Source organism: Aquimarina addita (genome assembly GCF_039539305.1).
GTDB classification, from domain to species: Bacteria; Bacteroidota; Bacteroidia; order Flavobacteriales; family Flavobacteriaceae; genus Aquimarina; species Aquimarina addita.
Window position 1 is genome coordinate 57,289 of sequence record NZ_BAABCW010000006.1, and the last position, 18,594, is coordinate 75,882.

Here is an 18,594-nt window from a genome sequence, read left to right on the forward strand (position 1 = left end):
ATGTATTTAGCAGTTTGGTAACAGGTAATTAGTTAGTTATAATGATAATCACCATTTTTATTTTCAACACTATTTTTTAACCCTCTATTTATATTTTTTCTCTTTATAATCGTACAGGAATTCCGTTATCTCTTAAAATTGATTTTAAATCTTTAATTTCTATTTCTTTAAAATGAAAAACACTGGCTGCTAATGCAGCATCTGACTTTCCATCAATAAATGTATCCACAAAATGTTGAGTATTTCCTGCTCCGCCAGAAGCTATGATTGGTATATTTAACTGATCTGATAATCTTGCCAATGCTTCATTAGCAAACCCATCTTTAGTGCCGTCGTTATCCATAGACGTAAATAAAATCTCTCCTGCTCCTCGCTCTTCTACCTCTTTAGCCCAGTCAAAAAGATCTAATTCTGTAGGCACTTTTCCTCCTACTAAATGTACAATCCATGTGTCTTCAATCTGTTTTGCGTCAATTGCAACGGTAATACATTGACTTCCAAACTTACCTGCTAACTCATTTATTAACTTAGGATTCTTTACCGCTGATGAATTTACAGAGACTTTATCTGCTCCGTTTTGTAATAAAATATCGACATCCTCAATAGAAGATATTCCTCCGCCAACTGTAAATGGAATATTTACTTCCTCAGCAACTCTTAATACCAAATTTGCTAAAGTTTTACGCCGCTCCTCTGTGGCAGAGATATCAAGAAACACTAATTCATCTGCACCAGCTTCAGAATAGATCCGGGCTAGCTCTACCGGGTCTCCTGCATCTCTAAGGTCTACAAAATTTACTCCTTTTACCGTTCTTCCGTTTTTAATATCTAAACAAGGAATTATTCTTTTGGTTAACATTTTTTATTTAGTATTAAGTAATTATTACGAACTATTAAGTTTTTAATTTTAAGGTTATTCATTTTTTGCGTTTAAATTCATGCCATTATAAAAACCTAAGTCTTTATCTTTCAACTGTTTTGTCCAGAAAGCAATTTGTCCCGTGTGATATGAATAATGCTCTGTCACATGAATGGCAATCCCAATTCCGGATAAAATAAACCCTTGCACCTCTCGTTTTCTCATTAATTCTGAGACAGAGCAATTAACAAGTATTTTTTTTGCCTCTTCAACAGTATCTTTTAGTTTTACTAATAATGCTTCTTTAGATACTCCTGCTGTAGCTTCAAACTCTTTGTCCCGTTCTCTTTTATCTTCTTTATTATCCAGTGATGCAATAGCATACTGAGTGATATTACCACATAGATGCAACATCAAGTTACCAATAGTATTAGAGGATTCATTATATCTTTTCCAGATATCACCTTCCTCTAACTGATCAAAACTAGTTGTTACCATTCTAGTGCTTTCATCTAATCGATAGATAATTTGCGCAATAAACTCTTTGGCGATTTCATAATTTATTTTTGATGTATCAAGACCTTCCATGCCTTTACCCTATAATATATTGTTCTAATTGTTTCAAGCTAATTCTATTTTCATAGATTGCTTTTCCTATTATAGTACCTTCGCAACCAAGTTCTGCCAGTTTTGGCAATTCATCAAATGTCGAGATCCCTCCAGAAGCGATTAATTTGATGTTCTCTGTTTCATCTATAATTCTTTTATACAATTCAAAAGAAGGGCCTTCTAACATACCATCTCTACTAATGTCTGTACAAATAACATAGGACACTCCTTCTTTCTGATATTCGTTAATAAAAGGTATAAGTTCTTTATCACTTTCTTCTAACCAACCGCTAACCGCAATTTTTTCATTATGAGCATCTGCTCCCAGAATAATTTTATCAGCGCCAAATTTTTGTAACCAGGATTTAAATACTTCAGGATCTTTTACCGCAATACTACCTCCTGTTATCTGATTTGCTCCACTTTCAAACGCTATTCTAAGGTCATTATCTGTTTTCAAACCTCCGCCAAAATCAATATTAAGTCCCGTACCAGAAGCTATCTGTTCCAATACTTTATGATTCACGATATGTTTTGATTTTGCCCCATCCAGATCTACTAAATGTAAATATTGAATTCCGTGTGCTTCAAATTCCTTAGCTACTTCTAAAGGATTTTCGTTATATATTTTTTTAGTATCATAATCTCCTTTGGATAATCTTACACATTTTCCGTCGATGATATCTATTGCTGGTATTATTCTCATGTAATCTTTAATGTATTAAGTCCCTATGACTAAGTATTTCACTTCAAGTTTGCTGTTTATACTGCGTTATAGCTAATAATTCATATTTCTAATTTCGACATAACTATTTAATACTTCGATCTTTTTATTTTGGATTAAGTACTAAATATCAAGAAAATTCTTCAAAATCTTCGATCCCGTAGCACTACTCTTCTCTGGATGAAACTGAGTTCCATAGAAATTATCTTTTTGCAAAGCTGTAGCATATGTTACTCCATATGTTGATTGCGCAACAGTATTTTTTGTTACTGGGGCATAATAACTATGTACTAAATAGATGTATTCCTTTTCATCGACACCTTCAAACAATGGAGAATTAAGTGACTCTATCTGATTCCAACCTATTTGCGGTACTTTTACTTGATTACTAAACCGTACTACATCCACATCAAAAATACCCAAACCTTCTGTATCTCCTTCTTCTGTATGACTACACATTAACTGCATCCCCAGACAAATGCCTAAAACAGGTTGTTTTAATTGCGGCACTAGTATATCTAATCCCGAAGCTCTGAGTTTTCTCATAGCACTACTCGCTTCACCAACACCTGGAAAAATAACCTTATCCGCAGCTCGTATTTCTTCAGGATTATGACTTAGAACCGCTTCATACCCCAATCGCTGTATGGCAAATTTAATTGACTGTATATTTCCGGCTCCATAATTTATTATTACTATTTTCATTTAATTAACTATTAGTAGAGAGTATTAGCCAAGAGGTTACTTGTAATTGCATACATCTCAATACATCATACATATCTCTTTGCTTTCTTTAAAATATGTTCATTTAATTAGGTAGTAGCACTCAAAAAATCAGTTTATAAAACATATAAGCTACTCATTATCAAATACACACCTACACCTAAAACTTAATTCTAAATACTTAATACTCCAATCTCATCTTAGAGCATCCCTTTGGTACTTGGTAAAATCATTTTTTCCGGATCTCGTTTTACTGCTACTTTAATTGCTTTGGCAAAAGCTTTAAAAATAGCCTCGATTTTATGGTGTTCGTTTAATCCTTCTGCTTTAATATTAAGATTTGCTTTTGCTCCATCAGTAAATGATTTAAAGAAATGATAAAACATTTCTGTTGGCATCTTACCAATCATTTCTCGTTTAAAATCTGCTTCCCAAACTAACCAGTTACGTCCTCCAAAATCAATAGCTACCTGTGCAAGACAATCATCCATAGGCAAACAAAAACCATAGCGTTCGATTCCTAACTTATTTCCTAATGCCATACTAAATACTTCTCCCAATGCAATGGCTGTATCCTCAATAGTATGATGTTCATCAACCTCCAGATCTCCTTCCACCTTAATATCAAGATCCATCTGTCCGTGACGTGAAATTTGATCTAGCATATGATCAAAAAATTCTATCCCGGTATGAATAGCACTCTTTCCTGTTCCATCCAGATTCAGTTTAATATAGATATCAGTTTCATTAGTCTTTCTTGAGATTTCTGCTACACGTTCTTTTAGTTTTAGAAATTCATAGATTTTCTCCCAATCATTATTCTCTAAAGCTATATGTTCTTTTAACTCATCGTATTTGATGGTAATCTCATTAGTCCCCAGATTTGTATGATCATTAATAAAAATACCTTTAGCCCCCAGATTCTTAGCTAGTTCCATATCTGTGAGACGATCTCCAATAACAAAAGAGTTATCCAAATCATATTCTTCAGAAAAGTATTCGGTTAGCAATCCTGTTCCTGGTTTACGAGTATTTGCATTCTCATGAGGAAAAGTTCTATCTAAAAATACTTTATCAAAAACAACGCCTTCATTTTCAAAGGAGTTCATAATAAAATTATGTACAGGCCAAAAAGTATCTTCTGGAAACACATCAGTTCCTAAACCATCCTGATTAGTGATCATAACTAATTCATAATCCAATTCTTTTGCTATTTTACCTAAATACGTAAATGCTTTTGGATAGAAAGTCATTTTTTCGAAAGCGTCTATTTGTTCATCCACTGTCTCTTTAATAATCGTTCCGTCTCTATCTATAAAAAGTACTTTTTTCATTTTTACTATTACTCTAGCCTGAACCAGAGTCTTTTTAATTAAACTTCATATTTTAAATTTGTACACTCATTATGATAAATAAGACAACTATAGTTGTTTCAATATTTCAATTATTTTCTTATTCTCATCTGGAGTCCCCACCGTAAATCGCAGTGTTTCCTCACAAAGTGGTTGTGTACTTCTATTTCTTATCACAATACCTCTCTTAAGTAATTGTTCGTATCGCATAGTAGCATCATCCACTTTTACCAGAATAAAATTAGCATCTGTTTTGTATATTTCTTTTACAAAATCTATTGCAGATAACTCATGCACTAAATGCGCTCGCTCTCTCAAAATACTGCCTACTTCAGCGGTTACTTTATCAACATCCAATACTCTTGTTAATGCTCTTTTTTGTGTAAGTTCATTTACATTATATGGAGGTTTTATCTTATTCAATACCCGTATTATTTCTTCAGAAGCATAGCAAACTCCTAATCTGACCCCTGCTAATCCATATGCTTTAGACAACGTCTGAGTAATTACAAGATTTGGATATTCATTGATTTTTTTCAACCAACTTTCTTTAGTTGAAAAATCAATGTACGCTTCGTCAATTAAAACCAAACCCGTAAAATCTTTCAGGATCTTTTCAATAGCTTCTTCAGAAAATGAATTACCTGTTGGGTTATTCGGTGAGCACAAAAATATAATTTTGGTATGACTATTTACAGTTTCTAATATTGTAGTCACATCTGGCTCAAAATCTGAAGTCAATAAAACTTCTCGTTCTTCTATTACATTAATATTAGCTAATACCTTATACATTCCATAGGTAGGCGGTAACGTAATGATATTATCTTCTTTTGGCTCACAAAACGCTCTAAATATGAGATCTAATACTTCATCGCTTCCATTTCCCAATAAAATATTGTGTATAGAAACTCCTTTTTGTTTTGCTAAAACCGTCTTCAAACTACGTTGCTGAGGATCTGGATATCGATTAACACCATTCTCATATGGGTTCTCATTAGCATCCAGAAAAATCATATCAGATCCATCACTTACGTACTCATCCCTTGCAGAGGAATAAGGTTTTAACCCTTTTACATTTTCCCTTACCAGATTATTGATGTCGAATGTTATTGTTTTCATTTTTTATCTAGGACTATCTTTATCATATTAAATTTCGGCTACTATACAATAAGTCTTTATAATCGTATGAGCTCATTTTATTTCAAACTATCCAATCGCAAAGTCACTGCATTTTTATGAGCCTGCAGCCCTTCTGCCTCTGCCATCAATTCTATAGCTTGACCTATTTGCTGGATTCCCACCGCTGATATTTTCTGAAATGTCATCGCTTTCATAAAACTATCCAGATGCACACCACTATATTGTTTAGCATAACCATTAGTGGGTAGCGTATGATTAGTGCCTGATGCATAATCCCCTGCACTCTCTGGTGTGTAGTTACCTATAAAAACAGATCCTGCATTCGTAATATTGTCAACATAAAAATCTTCATCTGCTACGCAGACAATAAAATGTTCTGGTCCATATTCATTAATCAATGCCAAAGCTTCTTCATCATTTTCTACATAGATTAATTTAGAATTAGCTATCGCCGCTGTAGCAATTTCTTTACGTGGTAATGAAGCACACTGTTTATCTACTTCTTTTTCTACCAGCTCTATCATTTCTTTTGACGTAGAAACTAAAAGTACCTGGCTATCTTTTCCATGCTCTGCCTGGCTTAACAAATCTGAAGCTATAAAAGCGGCATCTGCAGTATCATCTGCTACTACTAATAACTCACTAGGACCTGCTGGCATATCAATTGCAACCCCAAACTTAGTTGCTAACTGTTTTGCTACGGTTACAAATTGATTTCCTGGTCCAAAAATCTTATACACTTGTGGTATTGTCTCTGTACCAAAAGTCATTCCGGCAATCGCTTGAATACCTCCAACCTTATATATTTTAGTCACTCCACAAAGTTCTGCTGTATATAAAATAGCAGGATTTATTTTTCCCTCTGCATTAGGCGGTGTACACAATACAATTTCACTACAGCCAGCAATAGTAGCTGGTACTGCAAGCATTAAGATGGTTGAAAACAAAGGTGCAGTACCCCCTGGAATATACAATCCAACTTTCTGAATAGGCCTTTTCTCTTGCCAACAAGCTACACCATTAGAAGTTTCTACAGATACTTTTGCTGTTTTCTGAGCAGAATGAAAAATTTCAATATTTGATTTTGCTAAACGAATCGCTTCTTTTAGATCACTATTGACAACGTTTTTTGCTTCATCAATTTCCTGAGCAGATACTACGATTGTATCTAATATTACCTTATCAAATTTCTGGGTATACGCACTAATAGCACTATCACCTTGATTTTTAACCTCATTAAAAACATCCAAAACAACACCTTCTATATCGGCAACAGTTTGTGTTGGTCTTTGCAATAAGGCCGGCCAAGTATTTTTATCTGGACTATATATCTTATGCATAACAATTTTATTAATAGGATCGTAATCACATGAAACCTCGATTCACTAATGAAACTTTCCTGAATTATTTCATATACTCTACTAATTAGAGTACCATTTTTTCAATAGGACAAACTAGGATTCCCTCTGCTCCTTCTTCTTTTAACTCATCCAGAATGTCCCAAAACTTATTCTTTTCTACCACAGTATGAATTGAGCTCCATCCTTTTTCTGCTAATGGCAATACAGTTGGACTTCTCATTCCTGGAAGTATTTTTACAATATTTTCTATTTTATCGTTTGGCGCATTCAACAAGACGTACTTAGATGCTCTTGCTTTTAGAACTGATTTTATCCTAAACTGCAATTTCTCCAAGATCTCCTTATTTTCTTCACTGATTTTAGGAGAAACTGCTAGAACAGCCTCAGAAGTAAGCATCACTTCTACTTCTTTCAAATTGTTCTTAAATAAAGTACTACCACTGGATACGATATCACAAATTGCATCTGCCAATCCAATATTAGGAGCAATTTCTACAGAACCAGAGATTTGGTGTAACTCTGCTGTAATACCTTTTTTCTTTAAATACTCATTAACCGTGTTAGGGTATGAAGTAGCAATTCGTTTTCCATCAAGGTCTTTAATCGAATTATATTCAAATTCTTTAGGAACCGCTAACGATACTTTACATTTAGAAAAATTTAAACGTTCTTGTATTAATAAATCTGTTCCTTTCTCAATAAGTACATTTTCACCAATAATAGCTATATCCACAACACCATCTCTTAAATATTGAGGGATATCACCATTACGGAGAAACATCACCTCCATAGGAAAATTGCGGGTATCTGCTTTTAACTGGTCTTTGCCATTATCAATAGATATTCCACAATCTTTTAAAATTTGAACAGAATCCTCATTAAGTCTTCCACTTTTCTGAATTGCAATTTTAATTTTTGACATTAGTATCTCTGTTGTTATGTTTGATCAATCCAAACAAAAGTTTTTTAAAATAAAAAACCCGTTTGAAATCGCTCAAACGGGTTATTATATATGATTACTTTAGAACATATCAACTTACCACGCCTGTGCGAAAATGTAAGTATGATGATGATGTAAAAGAATGTTTTTCATGTTTTTTATAAATCCGATGCGAATTTATAAAAAATAATAGCTTTTACCTAAATACATGTATATTTATTTTTTGAAGATTATTTTTTAAACTAATTTTTCCGCATTTTTATATATAAATAATTGGTAAAACATATACATTTTTATAACTTGTAAAAAACACACGAAAACCAAATTATTAAAAGCATTCATAAACCTAGCAAAATAGCTTTTACAACCACATTTGACGATTAATGAAAAAATTTAATATTGCCACTGAAAAAAAAGTGAAAATAAGTTTTAAAAAATTGAACGTATAACGTGCCTACTTGCTATTGTTAAAAGCTTCTATGATTACTTATCCTAGAAGCTTTTCATTTATACTTTGCTTTGATTCTTATAATATTAGATAAAATTTTGTAAAATGAAACAACTATATGTCTATAAATGAATCCGGGAGGACTCCCTAAATTTAAGTTAAAGAAGTACATTAATTCAAGACAATCATGCACACATCTCTTTAAGTTGATCAAGAGCATTATACAGCTTTATGGATACAATTAATTTCTATCAAATTACCATATTTATTTTTCAAGGCTTTCTAGTATCCTTTCTGATCTTAGCATTGTTTCATTTTCGAAAAATTGTAGGGACTGGATTACTATACACTACTATAGGAATGTTTCAATTCATACAAGTCTTTTTAGCTAGTACAATTTATTTTGAGATTTATGAGGGTATTGTAGTTTCCCCTGGATCTTCCATTCTATTTTCTGTCAGCCTGTTTACCATTCTACTCTTTTATATTAAAGAAGATGCCATTATTGCCAGAAGATTAATTTATGCATTGGTTACCGCTAATTTTGTGTTAGCTATCCTCTTGGTACTTTTTCATTTAAACATTGAAAGTTCAGAAACATTTAACTCATTTAATGTATCCGATAGTTTTTTTGATACAAATGCATTTATCCTTGTATTTGGAACTTTTGTACTCTTCATTGACAGCATATTAATCATTTTTACTTTTGAGTTTATCTCTAAATACATCTCTAATCTCTTCTTTAGGATTTACATCACCATGACCATTGTTTTATGTTTTGATGCAGTATTTTTCAGTATAGGAGGTTTTTGGAATTCAGAAAACTTATACAATATCCTGATTTCAGGTTTGATATCTAAAAGTACTATAGCTTTTTATTATAGTATACTATTCACAATCTATTTAAGATATATAGAACAAGATGTTTACAGCTCTAAATATGATACATTTACAGATGTTTATCATTCTTTGACATATCGCCAAAAATATGAACACGCCGAAAAAGTTATTCAATTGAGTGAAAACAGATATCAAACGCTAACCGATATTTCGCCAGTTGGAATTTTTATGACAGAAGCGAATGGAAAAACAACATTTGTAAATGAAAAATGGTGTGTCATTTCCGGGTTATCTCAAGATCAGGCTTTACAAGACGGATGGTTAAAAGCTGTACACCCTGAAGACAGAAAAAAATTAAAAGAAGGCTGGTATAATGATGCTAGCAGAAAAGATGCATCTCATGCAGAATATCGATTTTTGCGACCAGATGGTACTATAAAATGGGTTTTAGGACAAGCAATACCCGAATATAATGAAAAGAATAAAATCATCGGCTATGTGGGAACCACCACAGATATAACAGAACTTAAGTTATATGAAATTGAACTTAATAAAATGAAAGAAAAAGCAGAAGAAAGCGATCGTCTTAAATCAGCTTTTCTTGCTAATATGAGTCACGAAATAAGAACACCTATGAATGGTATTCTTGGTTTCTCTGAGCTTCTTAAAGAGCCTAAATTAAGTGGTGATGAAAAAGACTTATACATTAATCTTATAGAAGAGAGTGGTGAACGTATGCTAAATATTATTCGTGACATTATTGATATCTCAAAAATAGAATCAGGTCAGGTCACTATTTTCAGATCAGAAGTTGATATTAATAAACAAGTAACATACTTATATCAGTTTTTTAAACCCGAAGCGGAAAGAAAAGAATTAACATTATCCTACCATTGTGATTTGCCACAACATAAAGCGATCATTAAAACAGACAAAGAGAAATTTAATGCCATACTCACCAATTTAATTAAAAACGCCCTTAAGTATACTCAAAAAGGCGCTATCTCTTTTGGATATGAAGTGCATAATACGTTTCTTAGGTTTTATGTAAAAGATAGTGGAATAGGAATCTCTAAAGATCGGCAAGAAGCTATTTTTGAACGATTTATACAAGCAGATATCGAAAACAACTACGCTATAGAAGGCGCAGGAATAGGATTATCCATTGCAAAAGCTTTTACTGAAAAATTAGGTGGTGAGATATGGTTAGACAGCACAAAAAATAACGGTTCCATCTTCTACTTTACAATTCCTTATATTTTATCATGATAACAAAACTGAGAGTAGATGCTACAAATGTAGATTTTAAAGAATTGGTAAAAAATCTTGATAAGGATTTAGCTAAAAGAGATGGTGATGACCATTCTTTTTATGCTCAATTCAATAAAATTGATGTAATTAAACATGCGGTTGTTGTTTATAAAAACAATATCCCAATAGGCTGTGGGGCTATAAAAAGATATAATTCGCTTACTACCGAATTAAAACGAATGTATACGATGCCATCATACCGAGGAAAAGGAATTGCCTCTATTATATTAAAAGAATTAGAAATCTGGGCTATTGAATTGTCTTATGAGAGCTGCATATTAGAAACAGGGAAAAAGCAACCTGAAGCTATCGCGCTTTATAAAAAAATGGGATATCACATAACTGCTAATTATGGACAGTATAAAAATATAGAGAATAGCTTATGTTTTGAAAAAAAGCTAAAATAAAATCTTACTAAAAGATTAAAAATTTCAATTGCATACTCCAGATTCATTAATACGCTACTTCTATTATGAATGCAAAAAAGAGAGGCCGCCCCAAAACAACCTCTCTTACTTATTATAAAACTACACTACTAATTTTATTATTTACGGATCGCATAACTAGATGCGCCTGGAAGATCTTTTAAAAAGCTAAATAGACTTTTAAAACTTACTTGAACTGTTGAGTAATTGTGATTCATGATTTTATGTTTTTGTGATTAACTTATGTAAATATAGCAAGTTATTAACATTAAAACAAAAATAATGTTTACTAAATGTTAACTATTCTTTTAAAATATTTAAAAAAACGATTAATTACATAAAAAATGTTTAAAACTAAATTTAAAGTACTATAAATCTTACAATAAATGTTAATAACATTAACTTATTAAATTCAATTAGAATTACAAAACTTGATAAAAAGATATGTTATTCATAAAAAATCAGGTAACAAGAAAGCTTTTGATTTAATGAGAATTATTAATCAAAAAGAAGCTTGAAGAATAAAATACAATCTCAATATTTGCAACAAAAAAAAGGAACCCTATCGGATTCCTTTTTTTTATTTATAATGTAAGTACTTATTTATTCTGTCCTGACAATCTTAGCACCAATGGCACGTAAACGTTCATCTATATCCTCATATCCTCTATCAATTTGCTCTATATTATGAATGGTAGAAGTACCTTTTGCACTGAGTGCTGCAATTAATAATGATATTCCTGCTCTAATATCAGGAGACACCATCGTAGTTGCTTTTAAGGTTGATTTAAAATCGTGTCCTATTATGGTTGCTCTATGGGGATCACAAAGAATAATTTTTGCTCCCATATCTATTAATTTATCCACAAAAAACAGACGACTTTCAAACATTTTCTGATGTACCATTACCTCTCCTCTAGCCTGCGTTGCAACTACCAATACTATACTTAATAGATCTGGTGTAAAACCTGGCCAGGGTGCATCTGATATTGTCATAAAAGAACCATCAATATAACTCTCTATTTGATATCCATCTTTATGTGCAGGAATATAAATATCATCTCCTACACGTTCTAGAGTTATCCCAAGCTTTCTAAACGTATTAGGAATTACTCCCAGGTCATTCCAACTTACATTTTTTATTGTAATTTCACTTTTTGTCATTGCTGCAAGACCGATCCACGATCCAATCTCAATCATATCTGGCAATACACTATGCTCACATCCACCTAAAGAATCAACTCCCTCTATTGTTAACAGATTAGAACCAATTCCCTGGATTTTTCCTCCCATAGAATTAATCATTTTACACAATTGTTGCAGATAAGGCTCACACGCTGCATTATAAATAGTCGTTGTCCCTTTTGCCAGAGCAGCAGCCATTACGATATTAGCAGTACCTGTTACAGAGGCTTCATCTAACAACATATAGGTTCCGGTTAATCCTTCTGGTGCCTCCACTCCATAAAATCGCTCTTCCTTATTATATCTAAACTCAGCTCCAAGATTAATAAACCCTTCAAAATGAGTATCTAATCTACGTCTACCAATCTTATCTCCACCGGGTCGAGGAATATAGCCTTTACCAAACCTGCCTAATAAAGGACCAACGATCATAATAGACCCTCTAAGACCACTACCTTCTTCTTTAAATTTTTCACTCTCCAGATAACCAAGATCGAGCTCATCACTTAAAAAAGTATACACTCCCTTTTTTACTTTTTCTATTTTAACTCCTAAGTTACCAAGAATCGCTATTAATTTATTTACATCCCTAATATCAGGTATATTAGATATTGTAACTTTTTCTGGTGTTAATAAAACTGCACAAAGAATCTGTAAGGCTTCATTTTTGGCTCCCTGAGGAGTGATTTCTCCTTTGAGCTGATGCCCTCCTTCTATCTGAAAAGTACTCATAAAATTGTGTTGCAATTAATAGTTTAGCTTCTTAATAACGTTTTTTTCCGCGGTTATTATTACGGTAATTTTTCTTAGAATTAGAAGATGTATTGTGATACTTCTTCCTATTATTCCCCTTCAGTAAATCAGTAGCACTGCTTAAAGACTCTGCACTATTTTGCAAATCTAACTTGCCATCACTTAACTCATAAAGGTGTTTATAGATTGCTTTATCCTCTACTGTATCTTTATTCCAATTAAGATAGCACTTTTTCATATGGTTAGCTATCGTATAGGTAAGCCCTGTCTTTAAATCACCATCTTCCCAACTAATCGCTACGTCAATCATTCTCTTAATATTATTACCGTAGAAACGATATTTAGGAAAATTCTGAGGATATTTTAACGGTTCTGGCCTTTCTTCTAATTTCTCTTTGGTTAAAATAGGATAAGGAGCTTCAACATCAAGTTTAAAATCACTAATAATAAACAATTGATCCCATAGTTTATGTTGAAAATCTGGTACATCTCTTAAATGAGGCTGTAAATTACCCATAACGGCAATAATTGCTTTTGCTACCTTGTTTCGTTCTTCAACATCTTCAATAGCTACAGCATCATCTATCATTTTTTGTAAATGACGTCCGTACTCGGGTATAATAAGCTTAGGTCGCTCTGTATTATATTCTAAATTGTAAATATCCATAAAATTATATAATGTAGAATGAGATTTTCTAAAAAGGAATGGTATGTTATTAAAACCGATATTCTTTAGCAGAATAGACTTTTCGGCATCTCATTATTTGGTTTGCAAAATACTAAAATTAAAATAAGTATACTTGTTTTATGTTCATAAAAAAGCGGAATGTGATTTTAAACTAAAATTTCCTTAAATTTATTTTTAAGAAATTAAATATCTTAAAATAAACTATTCTTTTTTAATTTAAATCTTTCCTGTCATTTTCTTGTAAAGTTTACCATATTTTTAAACTTAATTTTAAAAAAAAAGTTGAAATCTACAGTGTCAAAACTTATAGTATCAATATTCTATAGAAAATGAATTATGTACAAATATCATTTTAATAAACTAAATGGTATTAAATGTATCCATTTATGATTAAGAAAGACATTTAACAGTCATGAACCAGATCTTTTTATAAGGATATAACACCTTCTACCTTTATACCAACCTCTTTATACTTTATAATCACATGATCAGGATTTTTCATTCTAACATTCACCGAGACACTGGTATATTTAGCGTTTTTGGATTGCTTGGTAGTGATTACTGCCCCTAAATTATCAAATATACCTTCAATAATTTTAATCTTTTCAGTTTGGGTTGGAATAATAAACTTGTATAAATATGTTGAAGGCCAAGAAGACGTATCTTCTAATTGCATTCGTAATTTATCATAAAATTCATCAGGATTCGAAGAATTACTCATTCAATTAAATTTTAATGCAAAGATACAAGTTCTGTAGTATAAAATAAAAGGCTTTATTTACTTTGCTTAGTTGTCATGTTTACTTTTTCAAGTAAACTTTTATACTGATCAATTGTATCTATATCATCGGTTTTAGCATTAGCGGCGATTGAGACTACCTGATCCTCATATTGTTTAATGAGGTAGCGTGCTCCATAGTCATTTTTTAATTTCAATAAATCTTTAAAATAAGACGATGGAAAAATAGCCGGCACTCCTTTTCCTTTTTCCATCTTAGTTGCAATTATAGATTGCGAACGAGTACTCCATTTCAAAAGTAACTCATTTAAATGTATAAGATCGATCATAGGTTGATCTACAAGTGTAATAAGAATTGCATCAAATTTTTTATCTTCTTTTAATATATACTGGACTCCACAACGGATAGAAGTTCCCATCCCTAACTGCCAATTATTATTATATATAATTGTAACTGCAAAATCTTTTATTTCTTTGTCTATAATTTCATAATTTGCTCCCAGAATCACATAGGTTTTTACATTTTTAAGCTGTATTGATTTAGAAATCTCATAAGTAATCAATGTATCCTTAAACCAAGGAAGTAATTGTTTGGGAGTTCCCATACGGCTTGATGCTCCTGCTGCTAATATAAAATGAGCAATCTTAGGTTCTGCCATGCATCTCATCTATCAATTGCTTTTTTGTTTGGCTATGAATTCCACCTTTTTTATCTTGCAAAGAAATCGGGTTCTGTGCTCTAATCACGGATAAAATTTCAGCTATAATTGAAATTGCAATTTCCTGAGGGGTTTCTGCACCTACATTTAAACCTGCTGGTCCATGAATGCTTTCTATAAATTCATCAGATATATCCGGAGCATAAGCTATTAAAGCAGAGAGTAACTTCTCTCTTCGTCTTGCTGGACCTAACAAACCAATATAGGCAAACTCAACATTTTTTATAGCCTGAAGATATAATACATCTTTTGCAAAATTATGTGTCATTAATATAATTGCGGTTTGTAAATCGGTGTTATAAAGTGTTAGATTTTCGGGAGTTTCGTTTCTTACTAAAAAAGCTCCGGGAAAATCAAATAATTGCTTTGGGTTTGATGGGGCTCCAATCACTTCTACTTCCCATCCTGTGACTGATGCTAATATACATAAGTGTTTTGCATCATGTTCTGTACCGACAATAATGAGTCTAAAACAAGGTTGCATAATGCGTTCAAAACATTGCAAAGAACTATTTTGTTGTACCAACAACAGCCTTGCAGTATCAGAAAATACTATTAACTGATCATCTTCGAATTCAATAATCGATCCCATCACACAATGACTTCCTTCTTCTTTTATATAATATGATTTAATCTGAAAAGGGATTCTTTGTTGTAACTTGGTATTTATAACATCAATACTAGCCTTAGCAACTTCGAATGGTTCTATCAAAATATATAAAATCCCTTCACAACCCAGGCGATACCTTCCATCATAAGTCATAATTTTAGGTTTTCCTGAAGAAAAAACGCTTTGCGCTTGTCGTAACACTTCCTTTTCAACGCAACCACCGCTAACAGCACCAGTCATATGTCCATTTTCCTGAATGAGCATCCCAACACCGGGTCTTCTGTAAGAAGAACCGTCAATATCTACTACAGTAGCTACCACTGCTTTTATTCCTTTCTGCAGTGCTTGTTGATATACGGTTATTATTTCTTTAAATTCATGTGTCATTCTATAGTAAAACCTCTTTATTTTCTAACTGTTTTATAAAAGGTTGTGACATAAGTCTTAAGCCTGTAGCAGCCTTTATTGCATTGGCCACGGCTGCGCCAGCAGGTGGTAAAGTAGGTTCCCCTAATCCTGTAGGTGCCATATCACTTTCTATGAAATGGGTTTCCACTATAGGTGCTTCATTCATACGGATTAACCGGTATGTATCAAAATTCTTGTGTTCTGGTTTTCCGTCAGCAAAAGTTAAATCACCATACATGGCATGACCAATACCATCGATCACTCCTCCTTCAACCTGATTCCTCGCACCTAGTGGATTTACTACAATTCCGCAATCCACAACACACACCACTTTTTTAACCACCGGTTTATTATTTTCTAAGACTACATCAGCAACCTCTGCCACATGCGTATTATGACAATAATATGCACTAAACCCCTGATAGGTTCCTGCCGGTGTTTTTCCCCAGTTAGATTTAGCTACAGCTGTCTTAATCACTGTTTCTAAGCGTTCTGGAGAATATTCTATTCTTTCATCTGTAGTACCTTTTACTTTTTGCAATAGGTCTAACCGAAGCTGAACACGGTCTACTTTCATTTCCTCAGCAAGTTCATCAAAAAAACTCTGCTCTGCAAAGGCAAGAAAATTAGTGTATGGAGCTCTCCAGGCTCCTATGGTAATATTACTATCATATTTTGCTACATCTACCTGATAGTTTTCGATAGCTCCTGCCGGGAAAAAGTTAGGTATTAATCCATACATATTAGAGTTTATCGCAGCTTCTTTAAGATGATATCCTGTTAGTTTACCGTCTTTAATAGCAGCACTTATCTTATACTTAATAGCCGGACGATAAATTCCTGCAGACATATCATCTTCTCTGGAATATACTAACTTAATTGGTTTTTTGGCAATATTAGAAATCTCTGCAGCTTCTAAAGCAAAATCACCATACAACCTTCTTCCAAAACCTCCACCCATTCTTGTCATATCAACACTGACATCTTCTGGAGCTCGATCCAACAATTCTGCAACTCTTCTTGCCGTTCCCGCGGGAGTCTGGATAGGACCCACTAATCTAATATGATCATCTGTAACATCTGCAAAGAAATTCATAGGTTCCATACAGTTATGAGGCAGAAAAGGAGATTCATATACACGCTCAATAATTGTATCCGCATTTGTGAAGGCTTTTTTTACATCGCCATCTGCTCGCATTGTTTCAAAATCTTTTCCATTTAATAGATTTAAAAGTATTTTATCATGATCTTCGGTATTCTCTAATTTGGTATCTACTGCCCAGGTAACTTTTAAAGCTTTTTTACCTTGCATAGCAGACCAGGTATCCTTAGCCAAAACAGCAATTTTATCTCCGAATTTATGCACGGCTAGTACTCCAGAAACTTTTTTTGCAGCATCTGTATCAAAATCTTTAATTTTTTTCCCAAAAGCTGGAGGTCTTAGTACAGAGGCATATACCATTCCCTCTTCCTTATAATCAATTCCATATAACGATTGACCCGTAATAATTTTATCAACATCTACATTAGGAACCTCTTTTCCTATAATCTTAAAATTTTTGGGATCTTTAAGTTCGATATTTTCAGGTATTTCTAACATTGCTGCTTCTTTAACCACCTCGCCATATCCCAGTGAATCACCATTGGTATTTGTAATTATACCTTCATTGGTTTTACATTGAGCAGGATCTACACCCCATTTTACAGCGGCTGCATTAATTAGCATTTGTCTGGCGGTTGCACCAGTCTGGCGGAGCGGTTCCCATCCCTGCCGTATTGATTGGCTTCCTCCTGCTACCTGTCTTGTATAATTTTTGGTATCCAAAGCTCCCTGAGAAACCTGAACATTTTTCCAAGCTACGTCTAACTCTTCAGCAATGAGCATGGGCATCGCTGTTTTGACTCCTTGTCCAATTTCTGGATTAGGAGAAAAAATCGTTACCATACCATTATCTGCTATTTTTATAAATGCATTAAAATCATTATAGTTTAATTGAGAAATATCAGTAGCAGGTGCCACCTTAGGTTTGCAAGACTGAAACAAATTAAATCCAATCAAAATACCGCCACCCGCCAATGCAGACGTTCTTATAAATGACCTTCTGCTTAATGAAGGAATTGTTACCTTTTCCATTAGTTTACGTTTTAGATTGATTTAACTTATTGGCAGCTAACTCTACCGCCTTTTCAATTCTATTATATGCAGCACATCTACAAATATTTCCACTCATAGCATCTCTGATCTCAGAAGTATTTGGTGTAGTATTATTTTTTATAAAAGCAGCTGCAGTCATCATTTGTCCTGCCTGGCAATATCCACATTGAGGAACATCAACTTCTTTCCAAGCTAGTTGAATCGGATGAGAAGCATTTTTTGATAATCCTTCTATTGTAGTGATCTCCATATCTGTCGCTGCAGAAACTGGTAACAAGCAACTTCTGGTAGCTACTCCATCCACGTGAATAGTACAAGCACCACACTGTCCAATACCGCAACCAAATTTAGTTCCTACCAAATCAAAATGATCCCTTAACACCCATAAAACAGGTGTATTATCATCAGCATCCACAGAAAGAGTCTGACCATTTACTTTAAGTTTATAAACAGGCATGTTATTTTGTTTAAAGATTTATATTTAATTAGTCTAAATAAGATATTTATCGTTAATTTGTTATTGAATTTACTAAAAACAGTATAGACTAAATCCAACTTTAACAGACCTTTAGGTTATACATTCGACTGTATTTTAAATTTCCCTT

General features: G+C 33.0%; 17 protein-coding genes. 2 read left to right on the forward strand and 15 right to left on the reverse strand.

Features of this window, described 5'->3' with window-relative positions; genetic code table 11:
- Positions 1 to 103 precede the first annotated feature (103 nt).
- From hisF to hisG, 8 genes are all read right to left on the reverse strand, one after another.
- Positions 104 to 859 (reverse strand): imidazole glycerol phosphate synthase subunit HisF, encoded by a 756-nt coding sequence (hisF, locus tag ABD816_RS09110; RefSeq protein ID WP_344926642.1) that lies wholly within the window; start codon positions 857 to 859, stop codon positions 104 to 106.
- A 54-nt stretch (positions 860 to 913) separates the two neighbouring features.
- On the reverse strand, positions 914 to 1,447 hold the full coding sequence (locus ABD816_RS09115) for a DinB family protein (RefSeq protein ID WP_344926644.1): 534 nt from the start codon (positions 1,445 to 1,447) through the stop codon (positions 914 to 916).
- A 4-nt stretch (positions 1,448 to 1,451) separates the two neighbouring features.
- Positions 1,452 to 2,174 (reverse strand): 1-(5-phosphoribosyl)-5-[(5-phosphoribosylamino)methylideneamino]imidazole-4-carboxamide isomerase, encoded by a 723-nt coding sequence (gene hisA, locus ABD816_RS09120; RefSeq protein ID WP_344926646.1) that lies wholly within the window; start codon positions 2,172 to 2,174, stop codon positions 1,452 to 1,454.
- Between the two features lie 141 nt (positions 2,175 to 2,315).
- Positions 2,316 to 2,897: an imidazole glycerol phosphate synthase subunit HisH gene (gene hisH, locus ABD816_RS09125; protein ID WP_344926647.1), complete on the reverse strand. Its 582-nt coding sequence runs from the start codon at positions 2,895 to 2,897 to the stop codon at positions 2,316 to 2,318.
- 218 nt (positions 2,898 to 3,115) lie between these two features.
- Entirely contained in the window at positions 3,116 to 4,249 is a 1,134-nt protein-coding gene (gene hisB, locus ABD816_RS09130; protein ID WP_344926649.1) for a bifunctional histidinol-phosphatase/imidazoleglycerol-phosphate dehydratase HisB, read from the reverse strand.
- Positions 4,250 to 4,336: 87 nt separating this feature from the next.
- Positions 4,337 to 5,386, reverse strand: coding sequence for a histidinol-phosphate transaminase (gene hisC / locus ABD816_RS09135; RefSeq protein WP_344926652.1), 1,050 nt, complete (start codon positions 5,384 to 5,386; stop codon positions 4,337 to 4,339).
- Positions 5,387 to 5,463: 77 nt separating this feature from the next.
- Complete coding sequence (hisD, locus tag ABD816_RS09140; RefSeq protein WP_344926653.1) at positions 5,464 to 6,747, reverse strand: histidinol dehydrogenase; 1,284 nt, start codon at positions 6,745 to 6,747, stop codon at positions 5,464 to 5,466.
- Positions 6,748 to 6,832: 85 nt separating this feature from the next.
- On the reverse strand, positions 6,833 to 7,690 hold the full coding sequence (gene hisG / locus ABD816_RS09145) for an ATP phosphoribosyltransferase (protein ID WP_344926655.1): 858 nt from the start codon (positions 7,688 to 7,690) through the stop codon (positions 6,833 to 6,835).
- Positions 7,691 to 8,387: 697 nt separating this feature from the next.
- On the opposite strand from hisG, the gene ABD816_RS09150 reads away from it, so the two are divergent.
- Positions 8,388 to 10,265 carry a sensor histidine kinase gene (locus ABD816_RS09150; RefSeq protein ID WP_344926658.1) on the forward strand — a complete coding sequence of 626 codons (1,878 nt, stop codon included), beginning with the start codon at positions 8,388 to 8,390 and terminating at the stop codon, positions 10,263 to 10,265.
- Positions 10,262 to 10,714 carry a GNAT family N-acetyltransferase gene (locus ABD816_RS09155; RefSeq protein ID WP_344926660.1) on the forward strand — a complete coding sequence of 151 codons (453 nt, stop codon included), beginning with the start codon at positions 10,262 to 10,264 and terminating at the stop codon, positions 10,712 to 10,714. The genes ABD816_RS09150 and ABD816_RS09155 overlap by 4 nt, the downstream gene beginning before the upstream one ends.
- 621 nt (positions 10,715 to 11,335) lie before the next feature.
- Here the strand turns inward: ABD816_RS09155 and murA are convergent.
- The 7 genes from murA to ABD816_RS09190 all read right to left on the reverse strand — a co-directional run bounded on the left by murA (position 11,336) and on the right by ABD816_RS09190 (position 18,446).
- Complete coding sequence (gene murA, locus ABD816_RS09160) at positions 11,336 to 12,649, reverse strand: UDP-N-acetylglucosamine 1-carboxyvinyltransferase (RefSeq protein ID WP_344926662.1); 1,314 nt, start codon at positions 12,647 to 12,649, stop codon at positions 11,336 to 11,338.
- Positions 12,650 to 12,680: 31 nt separating this feature from the next.
- Positions 12,681 to 13,337: a DUF4290 domain-containing protein gene (locus ABD816_RS09165; RefSeq protein ID WP_344926664.1), complete on the reverse strand. Its 657-nt coding sequence runs from the start codon at positions 13,335 to 13,337 to the stop codon at positions 12,681 to 12,683.
- Between the two features lie 448 nt (positions 13,338 to 13,785).
- Positions 13,786 to 14,079, reverse strand: a complete 294-nt coding sequence (locus ABD816_RS09170; RefSeq protein WP_344926665.1) for a YbeD family protein — start codon at positions 14,077 to 14,079, stop codon at positions 13,786 to 13,788.
- Positions 14,080 to 14,132: 53 nt separating this feature from the next.
- The gene (locus ABD816_RS09175; protein WP_344926667.1) at positions 14,133 to 14,756 is read right to left on the reverse strand and encodes a nucleotidyltransferase family protein; all 624 of its coding nucleotides are present in this window, start codon (positions 14,754 to 14,756) and stop codon (positions 14,133 to 14,135) included.
- On the reverse strand, positions 14,743 to 15,813 hold the full coding sequence (locus tag ABD816_RS09180; RefSeq protein WP_344926669.1) for an XdhC family protein: 1,071 nt from the start codon (positions 15,811 to 15,813) through the stop codon (positions 14,743 to 14,745). The genes ABD816_RS09175 and ABD816_RS09180 overlap by 14 nt, the downstream gene beginning before the upstream one ends.
- Before the next feature lies 1 nt (position 15,814).
- Positions 15,815 to 17,968 carry a xanthine dehydrogenase family protein molybdopterin-binding subunit gene (locus ABD816_RS09185; protein ID WP_344926670.1) on the reverse strand — a complete coding sequence of 718 codons (2,154 nt, stop codon included), beginning with the start codon at positions 17,966 to 17,968 and terminating at the stop codon, positions 15,815 to 15,817.
- A gap of 4 nt (positions 17,969 to 17,972) precedes the next feature.
- On the reverse strand, positions 17,973 to 18,446 hold the full coding sequence (locus ABD816_RS09190) for a (2Fe-2S)-binding protein (protein WP_344926671.1): 474 nt from the start codon (positions 18,444 to 18,446) through the stop codon (positions 17,973 to 17,975).
- Positions 18,447 to 18,594: the final 148 nt, after the last annotated feature.

Bases quoted from the DNA above. Each gene is read 5' to 3' on its own strand.
- hisB (WP_344926649.1), bottom strand. From the start codon at position 4,249: ATGAAAAAAGTACTTTTTATAGATAGAGACGGAACGATTATTAAAGAG.
- hisC (WP_344926652.1), bottom strand. From the start codon at position 5,386: ATGAAAACAATAACATTCGACATCAATAATCTGGTAAGGGAAAATGTA.
- hisG (WP_344926655.1), bottom strand. From the start codon at position 7,690: ATGTCAAAAATTAAAATTGCAATTCAGAAAAGTGGAAGACTTAATGAG.
- hisD (WP_344926653.1), bottom strand. From the start codon at position 6,747: ATGCATAAGATATATAGTCCAGATAAAAATACTTGGCCGGCCTTATTG.
- ABD816_RS09170 (WP_344926665.1), bottom strand. From the start codon at position 14,079: ATGAGTAATTCTTCGAATCCTGATGAATTTTATGATAAATTACGAATG.
- ABD816_RS09115 (WP_344926644.1), bottom strand. From the start codon at position 1,447: ATGGAAGGTCTTGATACATCAAAAATAAATTATGAAATCGCCAAAGAG.
- hisH (WP_344926647.1), bottom strand. From the start codon at position 2,897: ATGAAAATAGTAATAATAAATTATGGAGCCGGAAATATACAGTCAATT.
- ABD816_RS09175 (WP_344926667.1), bottom strand. From the start codon at position 14,756: ATGGCAGAACCTAAGATTGCTCATTTTATATTAGCAGCAGGAGCATCA.
- ABD816_RS09150 (WP_344926658.1), top strand. From the start codon at position 8,388: ATGGATACAATTAATTTCTATCAAATTACCATATTTATTTTTCAAGGC.
- hisA (WP_344926646.1), bottom strand. From the start codon at position 2,174: ATGAGAATAATACCAGCAATAGATATCATCGACGGAAAATGTGTAAGA.
- murA (WP_344926662.1), bottom strand. From the start codon at position 12,649: ATGAGTACTTTTCAGATAGAAGGAGGGCATCAGCTCAAAGGAGAAATC.
- ABD816_RS09185 (WP_344926670.1), bottom strand. From the start codon at position 17,968: ATGGAAAAGGTAACAATTCCTTCATTAAGCAGAAGGTCATTTATAAGA.
- hisF (WP_344926642.1), bottom strand. From the start codon at position 859: ATGTTAACCAAAAGAATAATTCCTTGTTTAGATATTAAAAACGGAAGA.
- ABD816_RS09190 (WP_344926671.1), bottom strand. From the start codon at position 18,446: ATGCCTGTTTATAAACTTAAAGTAAATGGTCAGACTCTTTCTGTGGAT.
- ABD816_RS09165 (WP_344926664.1), bottom strand. From the start codon at position 13,337: ATGGATATTTACAATTTAGAATATAATACAGAGCGACCTAAGCTTATT.
- ABD816_RS09180 (WP_344926669.1), bottom strand. From the start codon at position 15,813: ATGACACATGAATTTAAAGAAATAATAACCGTATATCAACAAGCACTG.
- ABD816_RS09155 (WP_344926660.1), top strand. From the start codon at position 10,262: ATGATAACAAAACTGAGAGTAGATGCTACAAATGTAGATTTTAAAGAA.